We start from the raw sequence: 24,549 nt of genomic DNA on the forward strand, positions 1-24,549 counted from the left end.
ATCAGGCCTTCAATGTGTTATCCAGTTGCACGGCGGTCAGATGCGCATCTTCGATCCGCTCGATCTCGTCCGGCTGCACGTAGTAGTCCACATCGTTGTCGTAGCAACGCACCAGGAATGCGGCCAGGGTGCCCAGCAGCGCGGCAATCACCAGCCACCAGATATGCCAGACGGCACCGAAACCGGCCGCTGTCAGCAGCATGCCCATGACAAACCCCACACCGGTATTTTTCGGCATGTGAATCGGTGCATAAGAGTCGGGACGATGGTAGGCATGCCCTCTTTCCTTCATTTCGGTAAAGGCATCGATATCATCTACTTTGGGCTCAACGGCAAAGTTGTAAAACTGGGGCGGTGAGGCACTGGCCCACTCCAGGGTATGACCGTTCCAGGGATCACCGGTCAGATCCCGGTTCTGCTCGCGGTTGCGGTAGCTGACATAAAGCTGAATCAGCTGGCAGGCGATGCCAAGGGCGATGATGAAAGCTCCGACACAGGCAATATAGAGCCAGATATTCCAGTCCGGGTTATCACTGTGGTTGAGACGACGGGTCATGCCCAGGAAGCCCAGCACGTACAGCGGCATGAAGGCGCAGTAGAAGCCGATCTGCCAGCACCAGAAGGCACGCTTGCCCCATTTCTCATCCAGGGTGTAGCCCATGGCTTTGGGGAACCAGTAGGCAAAGCCCGCCAGATAACCGAACACGGCACCACCAATGATGGTGTTATGGAAATGCGCAATCAGGAACAGGCTGTTATGCAGCACATAATCCGCGCCAGGTACTGACAGCAGTACGCCGGTCATGCCGCCGATGGTGAAGGTCACCATAAAGCCCAGCGTCCAGAGCACCGGCGTGGTAAATCTCAGGCGACCGCGGTACATGGTGAACAGCCAGTTGAATAGCTTCACCCCGGTGGGCACGGCAATAATCATGGTGGTGACGCCAAAGAAGGCGTTCACATTGGCGCTGGAGCCCATGGTGAAGAAGTGGTGCAACCAGACGATAAAGCCCAGTACGGAAATGGCACCACTGGCCAGAACCATGGACTTATAGCCGAACAGGCGCTTGCCGGTGAAGGTGGAGATGACTTCGGAGAAGATACCGAATGCCGGCAGTACCAGGATATACACTTCCGGGTGACCCCAGGCCCAGAACAGGTTGATGTACATCATCGAGTTCCCGCCAAGATCGTTGGTGAAGAAGTGGAAGTCCAGATAACGGTCCAGCGTCAGCATCGCCAGTGCGCCGGTCAGGATCGGGAAGGATGCCACGATCAGAATGTTGGCCCAGGTGCAGGTCCAGGTGAAGATCGGCATGTGCATCAGTTTCATGCCCGGCGTGCGCATCTTGATTACGGTGGCGAGGAAGTTCACCCCGGTCAGCGTGGTCCCTATCCCCGATATCTGCAGCGCCCAGATGTAATAATCCACGCCAACACCGGGACTGTAGTTAAGCCCTGACAAAGGTGGATAGGCCACCCAACCGGTCTTGGCGAACTCCCCCACACCCAGTGAGATATTCACCAGAAGAGCACCTGAAACCGCCAGCCAAAAGCTGAGGTTGTTCAGGAACGGAAAGGCCACGTCACGAGTACCGATCTGCATCGGCACCACAATATTCATCAGACCGATCATGAAGGGCATCGCCATGAAGATGATCATGATGACACCGTGGGCGGTGAAGATCTGGTCATAATGTTCCGGTGGCAGATAGCCCTCGGCACCACCGGTGGCCACCGCGAGCTGGGTGCGCATCATGATGGCATCGGCAAAACCGCGCAGCAGCATCACCAGCGCCAGAATGATATACATGATGCCCAGGCGTTTGTGGTCCACCGAGGTGATCCATTCACGCCAGAGGTAGCCCCATTTTTTGTATTTGGTCAGTGCGACAGCCAGTAGCAGTCCCACTACACCGACGACGGCCAGCGTTACCACGATAATGGGCTCGTGATAGGGGATGGCGTCGAGCGTCAATTTTCCCAGCATCAGTTACTCCTCGACAGCTGCATGTGCAGCAGCCTCTGTGTGTTTCGCCTGATGCGCGCTATGCCCCATGGCATCGTCCGGCATTGCCAGCGGTGTACGGCCATGGTGTTGCATGAACTTCATCAGGATGTCATCGAACAGACCGCTTTTGACGGTGCTGTAATAGGTCACGGGGTGGTATTCACTGGGCGCCGTCAGCGCTTCATAGGTCTCCGTGTTCAGCGCCTGTCCCGAGGCCTTCACCTCATCAACCCAGGCGTTGAAATCCGCCTCGGATGCGGTCGCAACCGTATCGAACTTCATGCCGGTAAAGCCGGCGCCACTGTAGTTGGCCGAGATGCCCTGATAGGTTCCGGGCTCATCCGCAATCAGATTCAACCGCGTCGCCATGGCCGCCATGGTGTAGATCTGGCTGCCCAGCTGAGGGATAAAGAAGGAGTTCATGGTCGACTCAGAGGTAAGACGGAAAGACACCGGACGGCCAGTCGGAATCACCAGCTTGTTGACGGTGGCAATGCCCTGCTCCGGATAGATGAACAGCCATTTCCAGTTCAATGACACCACTTCAACGTCCAGCGCTTCCTGCTCATGCTCCAGCGGTTGATAGGGGTCCAGCCGATGCGTCGAGATCCAGGTAATGGTGCCCAGAATCACGATGATGACGCAGGGTATCAACCAGACCACCAGCTCGATTTTGGTCGAATGCGCCCATTTGGGCGTATAGGGTGCATCCTTGTTGCCGGCGCGGTATTTCCAGGCGAAATACAACGTCAGAAAGATAACGGGAATCACCACGATCAGCATGAGCACTGTGGCGATGATAATCAGGTTTTTCTCGTCGATACCGACCTGCCCCTTGGGATCGAGGACACCGCCCTCACACCCCGTCAGCAACAGCGCAGCACCGAGCGAGAGTCCTCCCGTGAGCCGGGAGACCTTGCTCTGTTTCATTTCGCAGCCTTACAGCAGTTATGGAAAAGCAGGCAGGCCGACTAAACGGCACGCCAATTCAGGGATTGCTCCCGAGTGCTTGCATCAGGCACGGCAAAGGCCTGGCCGGAATACAAGACTGAAGATGAAACGAGACAGCACCGCAGACGCAGGCATGCCTTATACAGGCAGCATCAGCCGACTACAGTTAGCGCTCGTTTCAGCAGAGGTTTTTCAGCAGGAATGGGGTGGTGCGCGGCTGCCGTGGTCAAAGAGGATCTCCTTGTTCGGCAGGGCAATGTCACGGGGTACAACAGGCAGGGTGACCGCACGCAGCAGGTCACCAATCAAGCGGATCAGAAGACAGGTCAGCAGGATAAAGACCAGCGCATCGAGCGCGGTCAAGGCAGCATTGTCTTCCAGCAGAGGCAGTTCAATCAGGCTCAGCCATTCCGGGTTCAACTCACTGGTGGAGACAGCCACACCCAATACCGATGCAAGAATGCACAGTAAAAAGCAGACCGATGTAAACCAGCGAAGGAAAGGCGTATAACTCAAGCGTGGAACCATTCAGGAAAATTATGGTGCTCTCCGTCTGTCACCTGCTTAGAGGGACGCGTAGATGCACACTTATATGCAAACATCTGGATATACATCAATGTTTGCACTGGACTTTAGTGGTAGTGGATTCTACCACAGCTACGGAGCATGGCTGCCCCTGAAGAAGCTCTGGAGTGTATTGATGCTGCAACGCAGTGTTGTATTAAACAGCAACCAATAGGCATAAAAAAACCGGGGTGCCTTGCAACACCTCGGTTCTCGTTATGTCCGCAGCAGGTCAGGCCTGCAACCGGATATCAGCCTGCCAGACCGGCAAACACCTTGTCGCGGATGTCGTCAACGCTGCCCACACCTTCAACGTATACGTACGCCGGCGCCTTGGCTTCGCCGCGCTCGTTCCAGCCACGGTAGTAGGTGATCAGCGGTGCAGTCTGGTCGTGATAAACCTTCAGACGCTGGCGTACGGTATCTTCCTGGTCGTCTTCACGCTGAACCAGCTCATCACCGGTCACATCATCCTTGCCTTCTTCTTTCGGCGGATTGAACACGACGTGGTAGGTACGACCAGACGCCGGATGTACGCGACGACCGCTCATGCGCTTGATGATCTCTTCGTCGGCAACATCGATTTCGACAACAGCGTCGATATCCACACCCGCGTCCTTCAGTGCATCAGCCTGAGGGATGGTGCGCGGGAAACCGTCGAACAGGAAGCCGTTGGCGCAATCCGCTTCAGCGATACGCTCTTTTACCAGGCCGATGATGATGTCATCAGACACCAGACCACCTGCATCCATCACTTCCTTGGCCTGTTTGCCCAGCGGAGTGCCCGCTTTCACAGCCGCACGCAGCATGTCACCGGTAGAAATCTGGGGAATGCCATACTTCTCGGTAATGTACTGAGCCTGAGTGCCCTTACCCGCGCCGGGTGCTCCAAGCAGAATAATGCGCATCTGGTTGTCTCCTGAAAGTTATAGTAATCGGTAAAACGCAGCCGGGCAGACGCTCATCTACCCAACGAAATTCTTCAATTCGGGATGCCTCAGGCTACTGGCCTGGCCCCTTGGTCGACAATTCGACATTAGACCTAGCAACCCCGTTTTCAGCGGCTGCCCTGCGGGTCTTACAACTAAACGACTGAACCAAAGCGTTTCCGACGCGCCCTCTCAGGGTAACTGGAAGGCCGCTTTTCGTGCCTTCTCGTCAGCTATTACAGCGTTGACGACGCCCTGGAAACGTCTTGGCTGAGTGGTCAGACTGTCGACAAAGGCACCGAGGTTACGCAAACCCCGATGCCTATTCAACCCCCTTCTAAACGATGCTTGTCCTAGCCGGTATTTCGCATGCCTGCGGATACACCGGCCATGGTCACCATCAGGGCCTGTTCCAGGCGCTGATCAGGCTGATTGCGGTCCCGGAACAACAGTTCAGCCTGGAGTACATGCAGCGGATCAATATAGGGATTTCGCACTTCGATGGACTGTCGAATCACCGGGTTATTGGCCAGCAGGCGCTGCTCCTGCTTGAGATGGCAGACCTGCTCAACCGCTTCTTTCAGCCGTGCTCTGAGGCTGGAGCCCAGTGCGTGCAGCTCCGGTGAGACAAGGCGCTGTTCATAATAGGCGGAAATGTTCACATCGCTTTTCGCCAGTACCATTTCCAGCATATCGATCCAGGACTGGAAAAACGGCCATTCTGTATACATCTGGCGCAACGACTCAAGCTTGCCATCATCGATAGCTGTCTTGAGCGCCATGCCCGAGCCCAGCCAGGCTGGCAGCATCAGTCGGGTCTGCGTCCAGGCAAAGATCCAGGGAATCGCCCTCAGGCTTTCTACGCCGCCATCTACCTTACGCTTGGCCGGACGTGAACCCAGCGGCAACTTGGCCAGTTCCTGCTCCGGTGTAAGTGCACGGAAGTAAGGAACAAATTGAGGCTCTTCACGCACCAGTGAGCGATACACGGTCATGCCGCAATCGGCCATGGAGTCCATCACCTGACGCCACTCCGGTTCGGGCGCAGGGCCCGGGCTCAGCGTGGCCTTGAGGACAGCAGCCGTGTATAGCGTGAGGTTACGCACGGCGATTTCGGGGATACCGAACTTGAAGCGGATCATCTCGCCCTGCTCCGTCACCCTCAGGCTGCCGGCCACCGAGCCTGGCGGCTGGGCCAGAATCGCGGTATGGCTGGGGCCACCACCGCGGCCTACAGTACCGCCACGGCCGTGGAACAGGGTCAGGCGAATGTTCTCACGCTGACACAACTCAGTCAGCGCTTCCTGTGCACGGTACTGTCCCCAGGCTGCGGCCAGCTGGCCCGCGTCCTTGGAGGAGTCGGAATAGCCGATCATCACTTCCTGATGGCCATCGATATAGTCTCGATACCAGTCGATCGCCAGCAGATCAGCAATACAGCCCGGCCCGTTATCCAGATCTTCCAGGGTCTCGAACAGGGGTGCAACGCGCATATTATGCTCGACACCCACCTCCTGCAGTAGCAGGTTGACGGCCAGCACATCCGAAGGCTTCCCAGCCATGGAGATCACATAGGAGCCCAGGCTGTGCTCAGGGTTGGCCGCAATCACGCGGCAGGTGTTGATTACCTCTTTCACATCGTCTGACGGCTGCCAGTTATGCGGCAACAGCGGGCGGCGCGAGCGCAGCTCCTTGAGCAGGAAGGCCTGTTTGTCCGACTCACTCCAGTCGGAGTAACAGCCCAGCTGATAGAAGTCGGTCAGGGCATCAAAGACTTCGGCATGGCGCTCGGCATTCTGGCGTACATCCAGCTTGACCAGTGTCAGGCCAAAGCAGGCCAGGCGGCGCAGCAGATCTTCCAGACCACCGGCAGCAATACAGCCCATGCCGCACTCCACCAGCGAACGGTGGCACAGCTGCAACGGTCGGCGAATCTCGTCCAGATCGGTAATCCATTCATCCGGGTCGGCACTCTCTCCCTTGAGGTAGCGCTCAATCCCCCGACGGGTGGTCAGTAAGCGCTCACGCAACCAGCCCAGCACTTCACGATAGGGTTCGGGATGATTGTCGGTCAGCTGGCGCAGCTCGCTGTTCGCCTCATGCATCGACAGCTCCGCCCTCAGCTGGTCCACATCACGGGCATAGAGATCGGCGGCCATCCAGCGCGCCAGCAGCAGCACTTCCGATGTCACTTCCGCGGTCACATTGGGGTTGCCATCCCGGTCGCCCCCCATCCAGGAGGAAAAACGGATGGGGCTGACGTCAAGCGGCAGCGCCACCCCCAGCGTTTGCTGCAGGCGCTCATCCAGCAGGTGCAGGAAACGGGGAATGGCGCTCCAGAGGGAGTTTTCAATCACCGCAAAGCCCCACTTGGCCTCTTCAATGGGAGTGGGGCGGTGTTGACGAATTTCGTTGGTATGCCAGATCTGGCTGATCAGCTGATCCAGCCGCTCCTGTACGGATTCACCGCGGTCCTGCTGCTTGAGGGCTTCGGCAACGGCGTCATATTTCTGAATCAGGGTACGGCGGTTAACTTCGGTGGGGTGGGCGGTCAGTACCAGGTCGATATTCATCTGGCGCAGACATTCCAGCACCTGGTCGGCAGAGGCTTCACCCTGCGCCAGCTCCGAAAACACCTGCTCGATCAGGCATTCATCCTCGTCGCCTTCCAGATAACGGCGGACCCGGTGATGCTCCTCGGCGATATTGGCCAGATTGAGGAACTGGCTGAAGGCACGTGCCATGGGCAGGACTTCATCTTCTCCAAGGCCATCCAGCGCCTGGCGCAACTGGTCCTGACTGGTATTTTCCGTCAGCCGGGCAGCCTTGGCGCAGTGACGAATCGACTCGACCCGCTCCAGAAAGTCCGGGCCAAGATGGGCTTCCATGGTCCGTCCCAGGCTTTCGCCCAGCATACGAACATCATCACGCAGTGCTTCATGCAGGTCGCTCATGCCACCTCCTCCGTTCAGGTTCATACCCTGATGCTACCCCATTCGGGCAGAACACATACATAGTCAAAGGTATGATTCTGCAGGGCTGGAGTGACAGAGAAACGACAGTATTACGACCCGCAAGGGTGGATTGGGGAGCTAGAGCCCCTTTGCCTTGGCTTCATCCCACCAGTGATCGAGGGTATCCAGGCTGAGCTGTTCCCAGTCCTGATCGCCGGCCTGAACCTGCTGTTCAACATAATTGAAGCGTCGTTCGAATTTTGCGTTGGTGTTGCGCAGGGCCTGTTCAGGATCGGCCTTGAGGTGGCGCGCCAGGTTCACCTGTGCAAACAGCAGATCACCCAGCTCTTCGCGGGCATGGGCTTCATCGCCCTGCTCCAGTGCTTCTCGCAGCTCGCCAATTTCCTCTTCAATCTTGTCCAGCACACCGGAGATATCCGGCCAGTCAAAACCGACACGGGCTGCACGCTTCTGCAACTTGGCCGCCCGGCTCAGCCCCGGCAGACTGACCGGCACATCAGCCAGTACGCCTTGCTGTGCCTTGGCATCACGCTCCTGCTGCTTGATCGCTTCCCAGTTGGCATTCACGGTTTCAACCGCCACCGTCTGGCTATCACTGCCATCCAGCTGACCGTTGGGAAACACGTGAGGATGGCGGCGGACCAGCTTGCTTACCAGCTGATCGATGATCTGTGGCAGGTCAAACCAGCCCTGCTCATCGGCCAGACGGGCATAGAACACCACCTGGAACAGCAGATCACCCAGCTCATCCTTCAGGTGCTGCCAGTCTTCTCGCTCGATACAATCCGCCACTTCGTAGGCTTCTTCCAGCGTGTGCGGCACGATACTGGCAAATGCCTGCTGCAGATCCCAGGGGCAGCCAGACTCCGGATCTCGCAGCGCATTCATCAGGCGGATCAGGTCATCCAGGCTGTGCATTACTGCCCTCCACTGCGTTCACGGTGAACATCCAGCACATTCGGCACCTGGTTGATCTTGTCCATCAGACGGCCCAGACGCTCAAGGCGCGGGATCTCAACCGTTAGTGTCAGGCGCGCCATATTGTTCTTGCGGTCGGTGAGGGTGTTGGCAGCAAGGATGTTCATCTTCTCGTTGCTCAGTACCAGCATGACGTCACGCAGCAGACCCGGACGGTCGAACGCTTCGATGATCATATCCACCGGATAGGTCTGCTCGTCCTCTTCGCCCCAGTCCACGGTAATGACGCGGTCAGGCTCGTTTTCACGCAGGTTCATCAGGTTGAGGCAGTCTTCATGGTGAATAGAGATGCCCCGCCCCTGGGTGATATAGCCCATGATCGGATCGCCCGGCACCGGCTTGCAGCAGGTTGCCAGCGTCGTCATCAGGTTACCGATGCCCTGGATATTGATGCCGCTGCCGCCACTGCGGGGCTCCTTGCCAGCACTGGGTTGCTGCGCAGGCAGGCCCAGATCCAGCTGGGAGTCCGGTCGCTGCGGTTCCACCTGGTCCTGTGCCGCATGAATGATCTGGGACAGGCGTACATCACCCGCCCCCAATGCCGCGCAGACATCTTCTGCGGTTTTGTAATTGATCGCTTCGGCGATGCGGTCGAGACTGATCGCCTGAGGGTCCAGCGCCAGACGGCGGAATTCGCGCATGATGATGTCACGACCGGCTTCGGCATTCTGTTCCTTGGCCTGCTGCTTGAACCAGTGTGCCACCTTGGCGCGGGCGCGGGAGGTGGTCACGAAGCCGAAGTTGGCGTTGAGCCAGTCACGGCGCGGGGACTCTTCCTTGGAGGTGAGAATCTCGACCTGATCACCGGTCTGCAGCGGTTTGTTCAGCGGAATGATACGGCCGTTGATCTTGGCACCACGGCAGCGGTGCCCCACTTCGGTATGCACACGGTAGGCAAAGTCCACCGCCGTCGCGCCCTGGGGCAGATCGATAACATGCCCATCCGGCGTGAACACATAGAGGCGGTCCTGAACCACGTCGCCACGCAGCATGTCACCCAGCGCTTCGGTATCGCCCAGATCATCATGCCACTCCAGTACCTGACGCAACCAGGCGATTTTCTCTTCATAACCGTCGGCGCGTGACTGGGTATCCGTGCCCTTGTACAGGTGGTGCGCACATACACCCAGTTCGGCTTCTTCATGCATGGAGAAGGTACGAATCTGGATCTCCAGCACCTTGCCTTCAGGACCAAATACGGCGGTGTGCAGGGAACGGTAACCGTTGGGTTTGGGCGATGCGATGTAATCATCGAACTCGTGCGGAATATTGCGCCAGAGCCCGTGCACAATACCCAGTACGGTGTAGCAGTCACGGATTTCCGGTACCAGAATGCGCACGGCGCGCACATCGTAGACCTGGTTGAAGTCGATGCTCTTGCGCTGCATTTTGCGCCAGATGCTGTAGATATGCTTGGCACGCCCCATCACTTCGCCATCGATATGGGCGTCGTCCAGACGCTCGCGCAGCAATTCAACGACCTGGTTGATAAACAGCTGACGGTCCAGACGCTTTTCGTCCAGCAAACGGGCAATATGCTTGTAATCGTTGGGCTTGAGGTAACGGAAAGAAAGGTCTTCCAGCTCCCACTTGATGTGACCAATGCCCAGACGATGCGCCAACGGCGCGTAGATATCGAACACCTCGCGCGCGACCAGGTAGCGTTTCTTGCGATCGCTGTTCTTGACGCCTCGAATGGCACAGGTGCGCTCGGCGATCTTGATCAGGGCCACACGGACATCATCAATCATCGCCACCAGCATCTTGCGCACATTATCAATTTGCGCGGTGCTGGCACCGAGAACACTGTCTTCACTGCGGGGATTTTTGCGGCTGCCGATGGCGGCCATTTGCAGGACACCATCGATCAAACCGGCGATGGTGGCACCGAAGCGCTCCTGCACCTGTTGCAGGCTGAGCTTGCGCTCACGTACGGAACGGTAAAGAACGGCGGCAACCAGCGTTTCCTGGTCCTGTTGCAGCTCGGCCAGTATCTGGGCCATCTCAAGCCCGGTACGGAAGCTGCCTACGGTATTCTGTGCCCAGTCGTCATCACACTCAGCGACTGCAGCCCTAGCTTCCTTGGCCAGTACACACGCTTCACGCAGCTGGTTGATATCGGTGACCTCGACCTGCTGCTGCAAACGCAGCAGCCAGAGATCCAGATCCACTGTGCCATCTTCACGAATAGGATGGTCTTCTCGAACCTTCACCATGGCGTCAAGCCACTCCTGTCTTGTCTCCGGCAACGATGTGCGTCACTGCAAGACCGTGAAACCACCGGCAAGTCACGGTCATCGGTTTCGGGATGGGCACACATTCTAGTCGCTTGAGCCTTCAAGTGCGAGCAAAAGCCCGCTAACTCAGGGTTCAGCTGTTGAAGACACCGGTCGACAGGTAACGATCACCACGGTCACAAATGATGCAGACAATGGTCGCATTCTCGACCTGCTGTGCCAGTTCCAGGGCGCCGGCGACGGCACCACCGGAGGAAACGCCACAGAAGATGCCCTCTTTGCGCGCCAGATCACGCATGCAGTTTTCTGCCGCAGTCTGGTCGATATCAATGACCTGATCCACACGGCTGCGCTCGAAGATTTTCGGCAAATAGGCTTCCGGCCAACGCCGAATACCCGGGATTTGAGACCCTTCGCGGGGCTGCAGACCGACAATCTGGACGTCCGCATTCTGCTCCTTGAGGTAACGGGAAGTCCCCATGATGGTACCGGTCGTCCCCATGGAGCTGACAAAGTGGGTGATAGTCCCCTGTGTCTGCTGCCAGATTTCAGGGCCGGTACCGGTGTAATGGGCTTCAGGGTTATCCAGATTGGAGAACTGGTCCAGCACCTTGCCTTCACCGGCAGCTTGCATTTCCAGCGCCAAATCACGCGCCCGCTCCATCCCCTCGGCCTGAGTGACTTCAATCAGCTCGGCACCATAGGCGGTCATGGCGGCCTTGCGCTCGGCACTCATGTTATCCGGCATGATCAATTTCATGCGGTAGCCCTTGATCGCTGCAGCCATGGCCAGCGCAATACCGGTATTACCGGAAGTTGCTTCAATCAGGCAGTCACCCGGCTCGATATCACCACGGGCTTCCGCCAGGTTGATCATGCTCAGTGCCGGACGGTCCTTGACGGAGCCTGCCGGGTTATTGCCCTCCAGCTTACACAGAATGGTATTGCCATTCGGTACCTCGATACGCTGCAGGCGCACCAGGGGGGTATGACCGACATAATCTGCGATAGTGGGATAGTCTATGGACATGACAGCTCCGGGAGAGGATAAAGCTATAAAAAAAGGAATATTTATTCCTGATAAATATAGTCGGAATAATACCAGCCTGCCTGGCGGCAGACAATCTCAGCGCTGTTCTGCAATCACAAAGGCGCTGACGTAATCACGCTCATCCGTGTAACTCAAATGCCAGTGGGAAATGCCCTGACGCTCGGCAATCACCTGGGCGCCGGCCGTCACTCGCAGCACAGGGCGGCCGTTTTCATCATGACCGACTTCCAGATGCTGCCAGCTGACTCCACGGCCGATGCCTGTACCCAGCGCCTTGGCTGCCGCTTCCTTGGCGGCAAAGCGCTTGGCCAGAAAACGGGCCGGATCAGCAGAAGTAGCGAAGCGCTCCCTTTCGGCTGGCGTGAGTATGCGCTCACTCAACCGAGGGGTACGCTTCAGTGCCGCCTGCATGCGCTCGATCTGCAGCAGGTCGGTGCCGATCCCTATGATCACGAACGCAGCTCATCCCGCTTGCCCTGCACGCGCTGCTGAACAGCAAACAACAGGTCTCGCATCTCGCGTACCGCTTCTTTCAGGCCAACCAGTACGGCACGGGCAATCACGCCATGACCGATATTCAGCTCGTTGATCTCGGGGATCTCGGCGACAGGCTCGACATTATGGTAGTGCAGACCATGGCCCGCATTCACGACCAAGCCTTGCTGCCAGGCATGTCGAGACGCCAGTTTCAGACGCTCCAGCTCTTCGTCACGGGCCACCAGGGTTTCTGCATCGGCATAATTGCCGGTGTGCAGTTCAATCACCGGAGCGCCACAACGAACCGCGGCATCGATCTGGGCAGGCTCTGGATCAATAAACAGCGATACTTCACAGCCGGCATTGGCCAGACGCTCGCAGGCGCGGTGAATAGCGGCTTCCTGGCCAACCACATCCAGGCCACCTTCGGTGGTGAGCTCTTCACGCTTCTCGGGTACCAGGCACACATGCGCAGGACGAATACGCTCAGCCAGCTGCAACATCTCTTCGGTCACGGCCATCTCAAGGTTCATGCGTGTCTGCAGTGTCTGCGCCAGCACTTCAATGTCACGGTCCTGGATATGACGGCGGTCTTCACGCAGGTGCACAGTGATACCGTCAGCGCCGGCCTCTTCCGCCAGCGATGCCGCCTGTACAGGATCTGGATAACGCGTGCCCCGCGCCTGACGCAGGGTCGCAATATGGTCAATGTTGATGCCCAACAGCAGGCGATCCGGATCAGTCATCCCTAGTTCCTTTACGTTTCATAAACAGTTCTCGACTACGCAGTGGCTTTTCACCCAAAAGGGGCGCCAGACGAAGCCGCATCAATTGTTTGGCAGTGCGTCGCACATCCGGGTCATCATACTGGTCCCGCTCAATGGCCAAAAGATGCTCTCCCGGCCAGCCAGCGACCGTCGGCGCCAGCCCAACCAGCCCTTGCTCTTCGGACCAGCAGTAATGCTCCTGTGGCAGCAGAGTGCTGCAGTCCAGCGCAAACCCCAGCTGCTCCAGCAACTGGCGCTCGAAGGTACGCAAAGCGCCTTCAATATCCTGCGCCAGTTTCAGTTCATTCAAAGCGTAGCGGAAATAGACAAACAGACGGGGATGCGGGTCATGTGGACGTAACAGACGCTGCAGTAATTCGTTCAGATAGAGGCCGCAAAGCAGTGACCGCCCCTGCAGCATGCAGCTGGTTTCACTGGCCTCGGCAGAACGCAGGTTTTTCAACTCAGCGCGCCCTTGCCAGCCTACCTGGAGCGACTGAAAAGGCTGTAGCAGCGCCCGCAAGCGTGAACCGGGCTTGCGAGCACCTCGGGCAACGACGCTGACCAGCCCATGTTCAAGCGTGAACAGGTCGACCAGCAGGCTGGTTTCACGATAGGGACGCGTGTGCAGCACATAGGCGGCTGCCGCATCGACCCGTTGCTCCATTATTCATGCCTGTAGCCAAGGCTCTGCAATGCGCGTTCATTATCGGACCAGCCACGCTTCACCTTGACCCAAAGATTGAGCATCACCTTGGTATCAAACATGCGCTCCATATCAAGGCGAGCATCGCGACCAATGGTTTTCAAGACCTCACCCTTATCCCCGATCACGATACGCTTCTGGCCTTCACGCTCCACCAGAATCAATGCACTGATATTGAGGATACGGCCATCATGATTGAACTGTTCGATCTCAACGGTGGTGCCATAGGGCACTTCATCACCGAGGTTACGCATCAGTTTTTCACGAATGAGTTCTGCGGCTACAAAGCGCGAACTGCGGTCCGTGATCTGGTCCTCCGGGAACAGGTGTACGCCTTCAGGGATGCGCGATTCCACTTCACTCTGCAGACGCTCAACGTTGTGCCCTTTCTCTGCCGAGATGGGCAAGATGGCATCAAAGTGGCGCTTGCTGGCCAGCAGGTCCAGCTGCGGCAACAAGGCATCCTTGTCTTTCAGCTGATCAACCTTGTTGACGGCCAACAGCACCGGACAGCGAACATGCTGCAGCTTATCCAGTACAATCTGGTCTTCATCGGTCCAGGCGGTGCGGTCCACTATGAAGACGACCAGATCCACATGACGCAGTGCCTCAGAGGCCGTCTGGTTCATGAACCGGTTAAGCGCCTTGCCCTTGTCGTCCTTATGCAGGCCCGGGGTATCCACGTACACAACCTGCAGATCATCTTCAGTGTAAATACCGAGGATCTGATGGCGCGTCGTCTGCGGCTTGCGCGAGGTAATACTCAGCTTCTGCCCCAGAATTCGATTGAGCAAGGTTGATTTGCCCACATTGGGTCGGCCAACAATGGCGACATAGCCGCAACGCATACCGTTCTCGCTCATGCTCCGCTCTCCTGACCCAAGTGTTTCAATGCCTGAGACGCTGCCTGCTGCTCAGCCTGTCGACGACTGCTGCCCTTGCCCTCAGTTGCCTGATCCAGCAGAGCAACCTGACAGCGGATATGGAAAGTCTGGTCATGGGGCTCACCTTCAACAGAGATGAGCTCGTACTGCGGCAGACTGCTGCGACGTGACTGCAGGAACTCCTGCAGGCGTGTTTTCGAGTCTTTCAGTGAAACCTTGAGATCAAGCTGCTGCAGATGCTTGTCAAACCACTGCAGGATAAAGGCACGTGCGGCCTCAACCCCCTGATCCAGGTAGACCGCACCGATGATGGCTTCCACACTGTCAGCCAGGATGGAATCACGGCGATAGCCGCCGCTCTTGAGTTCGCCACTGCCAAGGCGCAAATAATCGCCCAACTGCATTTCACGCGCGATTTTGGCCAGGGTTTCACCCTTGACCACGCGCGAACGCAGACGGCTCATCTGCCCCTCACGGGCATCGGGGAAGCGCTCATAGAGCGCATCGGCCACAACAAAACTCAGGATGGCATCGCCGAGGAACTCCAGTCGCTCGTTGTTGCGCTTGCCACAACTGCGGTGGGTAAGCGCCAACTCGAACAGGGCTTCATCGGAACAGGGGTTGCCCAGCTTACGGGCCAGTTCAGCAGCAGGTTTAATCAAGGTTTTACAGCTTCGTAGTGTTCTTCAAATTTAACTACCGCGTCCACGTTGTAAAACATAGGTACGCGCACTTCATAATTCAGATCCAGATAAACCGTTCCCTCTTCCTGGCGGATTTCAAGGGCCTCACGGCTAGGTAATTTGACCTGATTGATCACAAATCGTTTTTCTATATTACTGCGAATAGTGCTATTGGGAAGATCAACTTGTTTGGGATCTTCAGTCAATGAAGTAAGTACAGAATCAATCGTGGCGTGATCTTTATAAGGGGTGAAGAGTTTAAACGCCACAGAAAAGAAAAAACCCGCTATGATTAACCCAATGATAATAGATAAAAACGAAGCTCCGCGCTGGTATTGAGCCACACCTGTGTTCATTGCAATCATCCTCTAGTTGATTTGACGTACTTCACTGAAGTCCGGGAAGGAGAAGAAGCCTTCCCAGTGCATCCATACCGCAGAAGCCTTGCCGACCAGCAGCGCCTCAGGGACAAAGCCCCAATAACGACTATCCTTGCTGTTATCCCGGTTATCTCCCAGTACAAAGTAATGCCCCTCAGGCACTTCCCAGGTACCGTCAATCACCGGCCGGTAAACGTCGCGGAAAATCCTGTGTTTTTTACCATCCAGCCGCTCATTCAGCAGCAGCTTGGTCGGGCGTGCCGGCGGCAACTTGGCCAACAGCTCCTGCTGCTGGGGTTCACCATTCACATAGAGCACCTTGTCTTTATAGGTGATCACATCACCCGGTACACCGACAACACGCTTAATGTAGTTGATACTGGTGTCTTCAGGATAGCGAAACACGATGACATCGCCACGCTCGGGGTCATTGTTTGACACGATTTTGGTATTTAGTACCGGTAGTCGCAGGCCATAGTGATACTTGTTGACGACAATGAAGTCACCGACCTTCAAAGTCGGCAGCATGGACTCCGATGGAATCTGAAAAGGCTCATACAGAAACGAGCGCAGAATCAGGACCACAAAGAGCACCGGGAACATGGAGCGGGCGGTATCAGCCCATCCAGGCTGTTGCAGCAGCGCATCACGCTCCTTGCCTTCCAGCGCCCGCCCGGCAGTAGCTTCCGCCTGGCTGAGCGCCTGAGACCGCTTGGGCGCAAACACAAGCTTGTCGATCAGCCAAAGTACACCTGCCAGTGCGGTGACCAGCACCAGTACCAAAGAAAAATCGAAGTTCATCTATCCGCCTTAGCTGTCTACCTTGAGAACCGCCAGGAAGGCATCCTGCGGAATTTCAACGCGGCCGACCTGCTTCATTCGTTTCTTGCCTTCTTTCTGCTTGGCCAGCAGTTTTTTCTTACGGCTGACGTCACCACCGTAACACTTGGCGGTTACGTTTTTGCGCAGCGCCTTGACGGTGGTACGCGCAATCACCTTGCCACCCAGTGCAGCCTGGATCGCCACGTCAAACATCTGGCGCGGAATCAGCTCTTTCATCTTTTCACACAGCTGACGGCCACGGTATTCGGCATTGTCACGGTGCAGGATGACGGCCAGCGCATCCACGCGCTCACCGTTGATCAGAATATCCATGCGCACCAATTTGGCGGCTTCAAAGCGCTGGAAGTTGTATTCCAGTGATGCATAGCCGCGGCTCACTGATTTTAGACGGTCGAAGAAGTCCAGCACCACCTCTGCCATGGGCAGTTCATAGATGACCTGTACCTGCTTGCCGACAAAGTGCATATTCTTCTGTACGCCGCGTTTTTCGACACACAAACCGATAACCTGACCCAGATACTCTTCCGGTACCAGAATATTGGCCAGCACGATAGGCTCGCGCATCTCGCGGATAGAGCCGGGATCCGGCAGTTTCGACGGGCTGTCGATGTAGATCACATCGCCGTTGTTCTGCTCGATTTCGTATACCACCGTCGGCGCGGTGGTGACCAGGTCCATGTCGTATTCACGCTCGAGACGTTCCTGGATGATCTCCATGTGCAGCATGCCGAGGAAGCCACAGCGGAAACCGAAGCCCAGTGCATCGGAGCTTTCCGGCTCGTAAAACAGGGAGGCATCGTTCAGCGTCAGTTTTTCCAGCGCATCACGGAAGTCTTCGTAGTCATCGGCACTGACCGGGAACAGACCGGCATAGACCTGCGGCTGCACCTTCTGGAAACCGGGCAGGCTTTCGACCTCTTCCGGATTCTTGGCTGGCACCAGGGTGTCACCCACCGGAGCACCGTGGATATCCTTGATACCCGCCACAACAAAACCAACCTCGCCCGCCTTGAGCACGCCGGTTTCCTTGCGTTTGGGGGTAAAGATACCCACAGAATCCACCTGATGCGACTGACCAGTGGACTTGATGACGATCTTGTCTTTCTTGTTGAGCGTGCCCTGCTTAACACGTACCAGGGAGACGACGCCCAGATAGTTATCGAACCAGGAGTCGATGATCAGGGCCTGCAGCGGGGCATCCACGTCACCTTCCGGCGGCGGAATCACACGCACTAGTGCTTCCAGTACATCATCAATCCCCAGGCCGGTCTTGGCCGAACAGGCGATGGCGTCGGTCGCATCGATGCCGATCACTTCTTCAATTTCCTGACGCACACGGTCAGGGTCGGCCTGCGGCAGATCCATCTTGTTGAGGATTGGCAGCACTTCCAGGTTCTGTTCAATCGCGGTATAGCAGTTGGCAACAGACTGAGCTTCCACACCCTGGGCCGCGTCTACGACCAGCAGCGCGCCTTCACAGGCGTAAAGGGAACGTGATACCTCATAGGAAAAGTCCACGTGCCCCGGGGTATCGATGAAGTTCAGCTGATACACCTTGCCGTCTTTGGCGTGGTAATCGAGGGTAACGCTCTGCGCCTTGATCGTGATGCCACGCTCACGCTCAAGTTCCATGGAGTCGAGTACCTGAGCCGCCATCTCACGGTCACTGAGCCCGCCGCAGGTCTGTATGAGGCGGTCGGACAATGTGGATTTGCCATGGTCAATATGGGCGATGATCGAGAAATTGCGAATATGATCCAGGTTACTCACGATAGGCTTACCCGACTCCAGGTCAATTAGGGTTGCAGAAAAGAGCGCAGTGTACCCTAAGACCCCTTGCAGGTCATCAGAGCACAACTGGCCGCAATGAAATGAGGGGGCCAATGCCCCCTCAGTCAGCACATCACTTCAATTTGAGTGCGATAAACAGCGGACTTCCGCGACGCACGATGCGCATGGGGACCGAGCGCCCCTCCGGCAAGTCAGCCACCAGGCGACTGAACTGCTCAATCGTCTCGACCTGCTGACCGTTGAGCATGGTGATGACATCGCCACGGACCAGGCCGGCACGCGCGCCTGCGCCTTCACGAACCTGTTCAACAATCACGCCGGAACGCAGGTTCCATTTGTCGCTCAGCTCTTTGGGCAGAGGTGCCACGGTCAGCCCCAGGCGGTTACTGTCTGCTGGCTGCTGAGTATGCGTTTCAGCCAGGCTATCTTCATCCGGCAAGCGACCGATGGTGACATCCAGAGTTTCGCGACGGCCATTACGCATGATCTCGACTTCCGCACTTTCTCCCGGCTTGATGCGACCTACCAGCGGCGGCAGGTCGGAGGAAAGCTCTACGTCCTGACCATTGAACGACAGAATAACGTCACCTTCGCGTAGACCGGAGGCGCCAGCCGGGCTGTCAGCCATCACCTTGGCCACCAATGCCCCGGCAGGCTTGGGCAGGCCAAAGGACTCGGCCAGATCACGATTAACTTCCTGAATGATGACACCCAGCCAGCCGCGCTCTACAAAGCCACGCCCTTTCAGCTGTTCCGCCACATTCATGGCCACGTCGATGGGGATGGCAAAGGAAAGACCCATAAAGCCACCAGAGCGGGTATAGATCTGCGAGTTGATGCCGACCACTTCACCATCAAGGTTGAACAGCGGGCCACCGGAGTTACCGGGGTTGATCGCGACATCCGTCTGAATAAAGGGCACATAGGTTTCGTTGGCCAGCGCACGCTCAGTGGCACTGACAATACCCGCGGTTACGCTGTGGTCAAAACCGAACGGAGAACCGATAGCCAGAACCCATTCGCCTACCTTGAGATCGGCAGAGCGACCCAGTTCAAGCACCGGCAGATCATCGGCCTCAATCTTCAGCAGTGCCACATCGGTACGCTCGTCGGAACCGATAACTTCAGCTTCCAGCTCGCGGCGGTCATTGAGACGCACCATCACCTGGTCCGCATCCTTGATCACATGGTGATTGGTCAGGATGTAGCCGTCATCGGAAATAATAAAGCCGGAGCCCAACGACTGAGGAGCTTCACGCCGACGTTCACGAAACTGGGGCAATTCACGAAAGAAGTGACGAAAGATTTCGGGAATCTGCTCACCGTTGGGGCCCTGAAACTGCCCAAACGGGGAAGCCTGCTCCACTTCGTCCCTGTTTTGTACCGTACTGATATTCACAACGCCGGGAGAGGCCTTCTCAACCAGGCGGGTAAAGTCAGGCAAAGCTGCCGCATTCACCAGCGGCGACAAAAGCACAACGAGCATGACACTCAAACAGATCTTGATACTTCTCATCGGTTTTGACCCTCAAGTTTCAAGGATTTTAAGCAACACAGGTTGATAATCAGATTTGACACTTTTGCTGTTGGCGTAGCGCCTGACGGCCCAGAAACCGGCCAGCATGGCACCCAGTGCAGCCACAACCTGAGCCGGTTCACTCCAGCCAAGGGTACTGGCTGCAATGGCGGCCAGAATCAGACAAAGCAACGGAATGCAGTAGAGCAGAAAGGAGGCTTTCATCAGGCTGCCTTCTTGCAGCCCGATAACCACCTGAGCGCCGACAGGAACACTGAGACCCTCAGGGTTCATCACGGCGACTTCGACCATCTTGTCCTTGCGCCACTGTGAGAGCACACCCTGAGAGCAGTTTGAACGGCTTGAGCATTGCGCACAGGCACTGTTACGCTCTGCTGCAACGCGCACCCCATCAGGGCCCGCTGCCGTCACAGTGACAATTTCTTCAATCACCGGTTACGCTCGGGCTGAACAGCGCTGGCAATACGGTCGGCAATCATCAACGGTACATCACCAACGACCGTCACAAAATGGTCTCCGCGGCGCTTACCGACTGCGATATAGCCGTTTTCCTGGGCAACACCTTCCGGCATGCTCTGATGGCCCAGCTCTTCAACACTGACGGAGAAGGCATCGCGACCGTTGGCAAACACCATCACCTCACCATGGGGCAGCAGTTCGTGACGCACGATGGAGTAGCCTTTGGGTAGCCAGCGAGTGGTCCACTGGGGCGTTTTCTGGCTGCTCAGCAAGTGCTGGTGTTGATCGATGTATTTGGTTAGGCCATCGGACAGACGAATGACATCGGCTGACTCATAGGACTGAGACGGCACGGCACTGCCCAAACGGGTGCGCATCAGGTCAGATGTTGTATTTTGTCCCGGCAGGTAAAACTGTGGCGACTCGGATGCGCCATCATCAAAGTTGCCCGCCCCCAGTATTACGGCTGCAGTGACGGAAGCCGCAACAGCCATGCTGGTGACCGAACGCCACCATTGAGGCGCGCGCCGCTTGCGCTCAGGCGCTCGAGCAGGTTCAGCCTGTTGCGTGGGCTTCTCGGCCTCGTAAGCGGGCTCCGACTCCAGCGCAGCCATCACGCGTGTGCTCAGGTCCAGCTCGAGGCCGCCCTGCTGCTCGCCCTTGAGGCAGGTTCGAGCCATATGATACCGGCGCCACTGCTGTTGCAGCTCCGGCGACTCACTGGTTGTGTCCACCAGCCGTCTCAGTTCAAAGTCACTGACTTCACCGTCCAGCAGTGCCGAAAGCGATTCTTTGGCCTTATGCATAACTCATCCCCAAGTCTCTGCTTATGCAGTCTTAATCTAACGTTCGAGCAAGGGTGCGATCTCTTTGTCGATCGCCTCACGTGCTCGGAAGATCCTGGATCGCACCGTACCCACGGGGCAGTCCATAACATTGGCTATATCTTCGTAGCTCATGCCTTCGAACTCACGCAGCGTCAGGGCTACGCGCAGGTCCTCCGGCAAACGATTGAGTGTGTCACGCACAACACGTTCCATCTCTTCCCGATACAGGCTGTTTTCGGGCGTATCCAGATCGCGCAGCTGCGAATCAGCCCCCAGATACTGGGCATCATCCACATCCACGTCGACATCAGGAGGGCGACGCCCTCGCGACACCAGATGGTTCTTGGCCGTATTGATCGCAATGCGGTACAACCACGTATAAAAGGCACTGTCACCACGAAAACCCGGCAGCGCTCGGTAGGCTTTGATAAAAGCTTCCTGAGCAATATCCATGGCCTCATGCGAGTCGTAGACATAGCGTCCAATCAAACCGATGATCTTGTGCTGATACTGTTTTACCAGCAGATCAAATGCCCTTTTGTCGCCTGCCTGTACCCTTTCCACTAATCGTTTATCAATAGCTGCCTGACTTTCGTTAGACACTCGGTATCCTTAATAAGTCGCTGCGACCTGCAACCGATGACATATCGGCTGCTCTTCAATTCGATGCAGTATGTAATGCCAACCTAACGCATTTCAACCTCGTGTCCAAAGCAGGCGTGCACTGCGTATGAACCTGAATACAGAATGAAGTTCCCGTTTTTTGGTTTTATTGACCGAATTCAGCACGCATAATACTCATACCCAGAGCATGGAACCTGAACATGAACACACAAGGCACATCCTCAGACTTCGACGTACTGGTCATTGGCAGCGGTGCCGCTGGCCTGAGTCTGGCATTGAACCTCCCCCAGCACCTGGATATCGCCGTCCTCAGCAAGGCGGACTACTCCAGTGGTTCAACCTGGATGGCCCAAGGCGGGATTGCCGCAGTGCTGGACGAAACAGACAAGGCTGAAGACCATATCCGTGACACTCTGGTGGCCGGTGCCGACCTCAGCCGCCCGGAAGCGGTGCAGCAGATTGTTGAGGCGGGGCCCGAGAGCATTCGCTGGCTGATTGATATGGGTGTGCCCTTTACCCGTGAAGGTGATGATTACCATCTGACCAAGGAAGGTGGCCACTCTCACCGCCGCATTATACATGCGGCCGATGCTACTGGACGCGCGGTGCATGAAACCCTGCTGCAGCGAGCGCAGGAGCGCAGCAATATCCACCTGTACGACCAGCACATTGCCATTGACCTGATTACACGCCGCAAGCTGAAACTGCCTCACAACCGCTGCGTGGGTGCCTATGTACTGAACAACCACACCGGTCACGTAGAAGCCTTCCGTGCCCGCAGCGTCGTACTGGCTACCGGTGGCGCTGCCAAGGCCTATCTTTACACCAGTAACAGCGATGGTTCCACCGGCGACGGCATTGCCATGGCCTGGCGTGCGGGCTGTCGAGTCGCCAATATGGAATTCAATCAATTCCACCCCACCTGTCTATACCATCCTCAGGCGAAGTCGTTTCTGATCAGTGAAGCGGTACGGGGTGAAGGCGGACGTCTCCTGTTGCCCGATGGCAGCCGTTTCATGTCACGCTTTGATGAGCGAGCCGAGTTGGCACCCCGCGATATTGTTGCCCGCGCCATCGACCATGAAATGAAACGCCTGGGCTGCGACTCCGTATATCTGGATATCTCGCACCGGGATGCCGATTTTATCAAATCCCATTTCCCGACCATCTACCAGCGCTGTCTGGAGTTGGGTATCGACATGACACGTGATCCCATCCCGGTTGTACCAGCGGCACACTATACCTGCGGCGGGGTCATGACCGACAAAAACGGCCTGACCGACCTGGAAGGCCTCTATGCGATCGGCGAAACGGGCTTTACCGGCCTGCACGGGGCTAACCGGCTGGCATCCAATTCGCTGCTGGAGTGCATAGTACTGGGCTGCAACGCCTCAAGTCGTATTACCAAGGAACTGGAAAGCACCGACTACCCGCTTCCGCCGATACCACACTGGGATGAGTCTCTGGTAACCGACTCCGATGAAGACGTCATTATTTCGCATAACTGGGACGAGCTGCGCCGTTTCATGTGGGACTACGTCGGCATCGTTCGCACAACCAAACGACTCCAGCGTGCCCAGCACCGTATTGAGCTGCTGCTGCAGGAAATTGCCGAGTACTACAGTAACTACCGTGTCAGCTCGGATCTGATCGAGCTGCGTAACCTCGCCACGGTGGCAGAACTCATCATCCGCAGTGCCATCTGTCGCAAGGAGAGCCGTGGCCTGCACTATACGCTGGACTACCCGAAACTGGCACAGGAGCGTATGGACACCATTCTTACACCGTCGAACTATCTTTGGCAGGATGCGGTTCGAGAGGAGCGGCCCAGGTAATGGCCACATGCAAGCGCCTGCGGTCGTCATCACTCAAGCGATCAGGTGTTATCACCAGCCGCGTGGGGGCGTAACGGTCACTGCGCTGTATTGACAGAATCTGCACCACGCCCGGCAAGGAACAGCTCTGGTGCAGATGCTCTACCTCAACCCACTCCCCTTCTGTCGTTTTCACACTCAGCCGTCGATGCTCTACATCCCAGTACAGTGTTTCGATACGTTCAGAGGCCGGAATGAAGATATCACGCCATAGCATAAAACCCAGTAGCAAGCTGTAGGCGACCCAGGCAAGCCATATGGCCTCTGTGCCTATATTCAGCTGGAACAAACCGATAGAGCCGAAAGCATAGGTAAACAGATACAAAAACAGCAGCCTGGGGCTGCTGTTCAGTTTAATTCTAATCGGGCTGAACGCGTTCAAGAATCAAATCCACCATCCGCTGTAGATCGGGATCTTCTGACTTGCCTCTCTGCATGAACCAGACAAACAAATCCTGGTCTTCACAGTCCAGCAAGCGTACAAAGCGATCCTGATCATCCTCTGCCAGATCCCTGAATGCCTGCTCCATAAAAGGAACCAGCAACACATCCAGCTCCAGCATGCCGCGACGGCATTGCCAGGTCAGTCGACGCACATCATCTTCTGTATACATCTATTCATCCCAATGCGTTAACAACAGAGGCGAATAGTACCGGTTGTATCTGGTATCCACCATCCCCAGACACTCAGACTTTGATACAAGCCCTTAACGCAAAAACCCCGATCTCAACGAGACCGGGGTTTTCACTTAATTCAATGCCTGGCATGGCGATGAGCGGCTCTCACAGGGGGCGGTCCGACGTTCGGAGCCCCACACGCCTATAGCGGACTTGCTCATGTAAGCGTCTTTAAATCGCACATAGCAAAACGCCCTGACCATTACTGATCAGGGCGTCTTAAATAAGTGCTTGGCGATGACCTACTCTCACATGGGGAAGCCCCACACTACCATCGGCGATGACGCGTTTCACTGCTGAGTTCGGTATGGGATCAGGTGGTT

The 24,549-nt window shown here is 56.5% G+C and carries 23 protein-coding genes and 1 rRNA gene; 1 reads left to right on the forward strand and 23 read right to left on the reverse strand.

What is annotated here, in order from left to right:
- Position 1: 1 nt before the first annotated feature.
- From cyoB to rpoE, 20 genes are all read right to left on the reverse strand, one after another.
- Positions 2 to 1,990 carry a cytochrome o ubiquinol oxidase subunit I gene (cyoB, locus tag BW956_RS11680; RefSeq protein ID WP_076462890.1) on the reverse strand — a complete coding sequence of 663 codons (1,989 nt, stop codon included), beginning with the start codon at positions 1,988 to 1,990 and terminating at the stop codon, positions 2 to 4.
- Between the two features lie 3 nt (positions 1,991 to 1,993).
- A complete protein-coding gene (gene cyoA, locus BW956_RS11685; protein ID WP_010322369.1) occupies positions 1,994 to 2,941 on the reverse strand; it encodes a ubiquinol oxidase subunit II in 948 nt (315 codons plus the stop codon).
- 213 nt (positions 2,942 to 3,154) lie between these two features.
- Positions 3,155 to 3,403, reverse strand: a complete 249-nt coding sequence (locus BW956_RS11690; RefSeq protein WP_139327170.1) for a hypothetical protein — start codon at positions 3,401 to 3,403, stop codon at positions 3,155 to 3,157.
- Between the two features lie 374 nt (positions 3,404 to 3,777).
- Positions 3,778 to 4,434: an adenylate kinase gene (gene adk / locus BW956_RS11695; protein ID WP_010322371.1), complete on the reverse strand. Its 657-nt coding sequence runs from the start codon at positions 4,432 to 4,434 to the stop codon at positions 3,778 to 3,780.
- A 374-nt stretch (positions 4,435 to 4,808) separates the two neighbouring features.
- Entirely contained in the window at positions 4,809 to 7,409 is a 2,601-nt protein-coding gene (gene ppc, locus BW956_RS11700) for a phosphoenolpyruvate carboxylase (protein ID WP_010322372.1), read from the reverse strand.
- Positions 7,410 to 7,547: 138 nt separating this feature from the next.
- On the reverse strand, positions 7,548 to 8,348 hold the full coding sequence (mazG, locus tag BW956_RS11705; protein WP_076462892.1) for a nucleoside triphosphate pyrophosphohydrolase: 801 nt from the start codon (positions 8,346 to 8,348) through the stop codon (positions 7,548 to 7,550).
- Positions 8,348 to 10,624, reverse strand: coding sequence for a GTP diphosphokinase (gene relA / locus BW956_RS11710; protein ID WP_010322374.1), 2,277 nt, complete (start codon positions 10,622 to 10,624; stop codon positions 8,348 to 8,350). The genes mazG and relA overlap by 1 nt, the downstream gene beginning before the upstream one ends.
- 154 nt (positions 10,625 to 10,778) lie before the next feature.
- Positions 10,779 to 11,675 carry a cysteine synthase CysM gene (cysM, locus tag BW956_RS11715; protein ID WP_076462893.1) on the reverse strand — a complete coding sequence of 299 codons (897 nt, stop codon included), beginning with the start codon at positions 11,673 to 11,675 and terminating at the stop codon, positions 10,779 to 10,781.
- 96 nt (positions 11,676 to 11,771) lie between these two features.
- Positions 11,772 to 12,149: a holo-ACP synthase gene (locus BW956_RS11720; RefSeq protein ID WP_076462894.1), complete on the reverse strand. Its 378-nt coding sequence runs from the start codon at positions 12,147 to 12,149 to the stop codon at positions 11,772 to 11,774.
- Entirely contained in the window at positions 12,146 to 12,919 is a 774-nt protein-coding gene (gene pdxJ, locus BW956_RS11725; protein WP_010322377.1) for a pyridoxine 5'-phosphate synthase, read from the reverse strand. The genes BW956_RS11720 and pdxJ overlap by 4 nt, the downstream gene beginning before the upstream one ends.
- A complete protein-coding gene (gene recO / locus BW956_RS11730) occupies positions 12,912 to 13,607 on the reverse strand; it encodes a DNA repair protein RecO (protein ID WP_076462895.1) in 696 nt (231 codons plus the stop codon). The genes pdxJ and recO overlap by 8 nt, the downstream gene beginning before the upstream one ends.
- Positions 13,607 to 14,509 carry a GTPase Era gene (era, locus tag BW956_RS11735; RefSeq protein ID WP_010322379.1) on the reverse strand — a complete coding sequence of 301 codons (903 nt, stop codon included), beginning with the start codon at positions 14,507 to 14,509 and terminating at the stop codon, positions 13,607 to 13,609. The genes recO and era overlap by 1 nt, the downstream gene beginning before the upstream one ends.
- A complete protein-coding gene (gene rnc / locus BW956_RS11740; protein WP_010322380.1) occupies positions 14,506 to 15,192 on the reverse strand; it encodes a ribonuclease III in 687 nt (228 codons plus the stop codon). Before rnc ends, era begins: the two co-directional genes overlap by 4 nt.
- On the reverse strand, positions 15,189 to 15,569 hold the full coding sequence (locus BW956_RS11745; protein WP_010322381.1) for a DUF4845 domain-containing protein: 381 nt from the start codon (positions 15,567 to 15,569) through the stop codon (positions 15,189 to 15,191). The genes rnc and BW956_RS11745 overlap by 4 nt, the downstream gene beginning before the upstream one ends.
- Before the next feature lie 12 nt (positions 15,570 to 15,581).
- Complete coding sequence (gene lepB, locus BW956_RS11750) at positions 15,582 to 16,394, reverse strand: signal peptidase I (protein ID WP_076462896.1); 813 nt, start codon at positions 16,392 to 16,394, stop codon at positions 15,582 to 15,584.
- A 9-nt stretch (positions 16,395 to 16,403) separates the two neighbouring features.
- The gene (gene lepA, locus BW956_RS11755) at positions 16,404 to 18,206 is read right to left on the reverse strand and encodes a translation elongation factor 4 (protein WP_076462897.1); all 1,803 of its coding nucleotides are present in this window, start codon (positions 18,204 to 18,206) and stop codon (positions 16,404 to 16,406) included.
- 133 nt (positions 18,207 to 18,339) lie between these two features.
- On the reverse strand, positions 18,340 to 19,743 hold the full coding sequence (locus BW956_RS11760; RefSeq protein ID WP_029511002.1) for a DegQ family serine endoprotease: 1,404 nt from the start codon (positions 19,741 to 19,743) through the stop codon (positions 18,340 to 18,342).
- A gap of 12 nt (positions 19,744 to 19,755) precedes the next feature.
- Positions 19,756 to 20,196 (reverse strand): SoxR reducing system RseC family protein, encoded by a 441-nt coding sequence (locus tag BW956_RS11765; protein ID WP_076462898.1) that lies wholly within the window; start codon positions 20,194 to 20,196, stop codon positions 19,756 to 19,758.
- Positions 20,193 to 21,029, reverse strand: a complete 837-nt coding sequence (locus tag BW956_RS11770) for a MucB/RseB C-terminal domain-containing protein (RefSeq protein WP_010322386.1) — start codon at positions 21,027 to 21,029, stop codon at positions 20,193 to 20,195. Before BW956_RS11770 ends, BW956_RS11765 begins: the two co-directional genes overlap by 4 nt.
- Before the next feature lie 36 nt (positions 21,030 to 21,065).
- The gene (gene rpoE / locus BW956_RS11775) at positions 21,066 to 21,653 is read right to left on the reverse strand and encodes an RNA polymerase sigma factor RpoE (protein ID WP_175612003.1); all 588 of its coding nucleotides are present in this window, start codon (positions 21,651 to 21,653) and stop codon (positions 21,066 to 21,068) included.
- A gap of 221 nt (positions 21,654 to 21,874) precedes the next feature.
- Here rpoE and nadB point away from each other — a divergent pair, with 221 nt between their 5' ends.
- The gene (gene nadB, locus BW956_RS11780) at positions 21,875 to 23,509 is read left to right on the forward strand and encodes an L-aspartate oxidase (RefSeq protein WP_010322388.1); all 1,635 of its coding nucleotides are present in this window, start codon (positions 21,875 to 21,877) and stop codon (positions 23,507 to 23,509) included.
- Here nadB and BW956_RS22265 read toward each other — a convergent pair.
- From BW956_RS22265 to rrf, 3 genes are all read right to left on the reverse strand, one after another.
- On the reverse strand, positions 23,454 to 23,930 hold the full coding sequence (locus tag BW956_RS22265; RefSeq protein WP_139327171.1) for a hypothetical protein: 477 nt from the start codon (positions 23,928 to 23,930) through the stop codon (positions 23,454 to 23,456). The genes nadB and BW956_RS22265 overlap by 56 nt on opposite strands.
- Positions 23,908 to 24,162 carry an FAD assembly factor SdhE gene (locus BW956_RS11785; RefSeq protein ID WP_010322390.1) on the reverse strand — a complete coding sequence of 85 codons (255 nt, stop codon included), beginning with the start codon at positions 24,160 to 24,162 and terminating at the stop codon, positions 23,908 to 23,910. Before BW956_RS11785 ends, BW956_RS22265 begins: the two co-directional genes overlap by 23 nt.
- A gap of 293 nt (positions 24,163 to 24,455) precedes the next feature.
- Positions 24,456 to 24,549 (reverse strand): 5S ribosomal RNA (gene rrf / locus BW956_RS11790); the annotation flags it as partial.

The sequence above is a fragment of the Marinobacterium stanieri genome, assembly GCF_900155945.1.
Taxonomy (GTDB): Bacteria; Pseudomonadota; Gammaproteobacteria; order Pseudomonadales; family Balneatricaceae; genus Marinobacterium; species Marinobacterium stanieri.

Coding starts and splice junctions, on each gene's coding strand:
- cyoB (WP_076462890.1), bottom strand. CDS start 1,990: ATGCTGGGAAAATTGACGCTCGACGCCATCCCCTATCACGAGCCCATT.
- cyoA (WP_010322369.1), bottom strand. CDS start 2,941: ATGAAACAGAGCAAGGTCTCCCGGCTCACGGGAGGACTCTCGCTCGGT.
- adk (WP_010322371.1), bottom strand. CDS start 4,434: ATGCGCATTATTCTGCTTGGAGCACCCGGCGCGGGTAAGGGCACTCAG.
- ppc (WP_010322372.1), bottom strand. CDS start 7,409: ATGAGCGACCTGCATGAAGCACTGCGTGATGATGTTCGTATGCTGGGC.
- mazG (WP_076462892.1), bottom strand. CDS start 8,348: ATGCACAGCCTGGATGACCTGATCCGCCTGATGAATGCGCTGCGAGAT.
- relA (WP_010322374.1), bottom strand. CDS start 10,624: ATGGTGAAGGTTCGAGAAGACCATCCTATTCGTGAAGATGGCACAGTG.
- cysM (WP_076462893.1), bottom strand. CDS start 11,675: ATGTCCATAGACTATCCCACTATCGCAGATTATGTCGGTCATACCCCC.
- pdxJ (WP_010322377.1), bottom strand. CDS start 12,919: ATGACTGATCCGGATCGCCTGCTGTTGGGCATCAACATTGACCATATT.
- recO (WP_076462895.1), bottom strand. CDS start 13,607: ATGGAGCAACGGGTCGATGCGGCAGCCGCCTATGTGCTGCACACGCGT.
- era (WP_010322379.1), bottom strand. CDS start 14,509: ATGAGCGAGAACGGTATGCGTTGCGGCTATGTCGCCATTGTTGGCCGA.
- BW956_RS11745 (WP_010322381.1), bottom strand. CDS start 15,569: ATGAACACAGGTGTGGCTCAATACCAGCGCGGAGCTTCGTTTTTATCT.
- lepB (WP_076462896.1), bottom strand. CDS start 16,394: ATGAACTTCGATTTTTCTTTGGTACTGGTGCTGGTCACCGCACTGGCA.
- BW956_RS11760 (WP_029511002.1), bottom strand. CDS start 19,743: ATGAGAAGTATCAAGATCTGTTTGAGTGTCATGCTCGTTGTGCTTTTG.
- BW956_RS11770 (WP_010322386.1), bottom strand. CDS start 21,029: ATGCATAAGGCCAAAGAATCGCTTTCGGCACTGCTGGACGGTGAAGTC.
- nadB (WP_010322388.1), top strand. CDS start 21,875: ATGAACACACAAGGCACATCCTCAGACTTCGACGTACTGGTCATTGGC.
- BW956_RS11785 (WP_010322390.1), bottom strand. CDS start 24,162: ATGTATACAGAAGATGATGTGCGTCGACTGACCTGGCAATGCCGTCGC.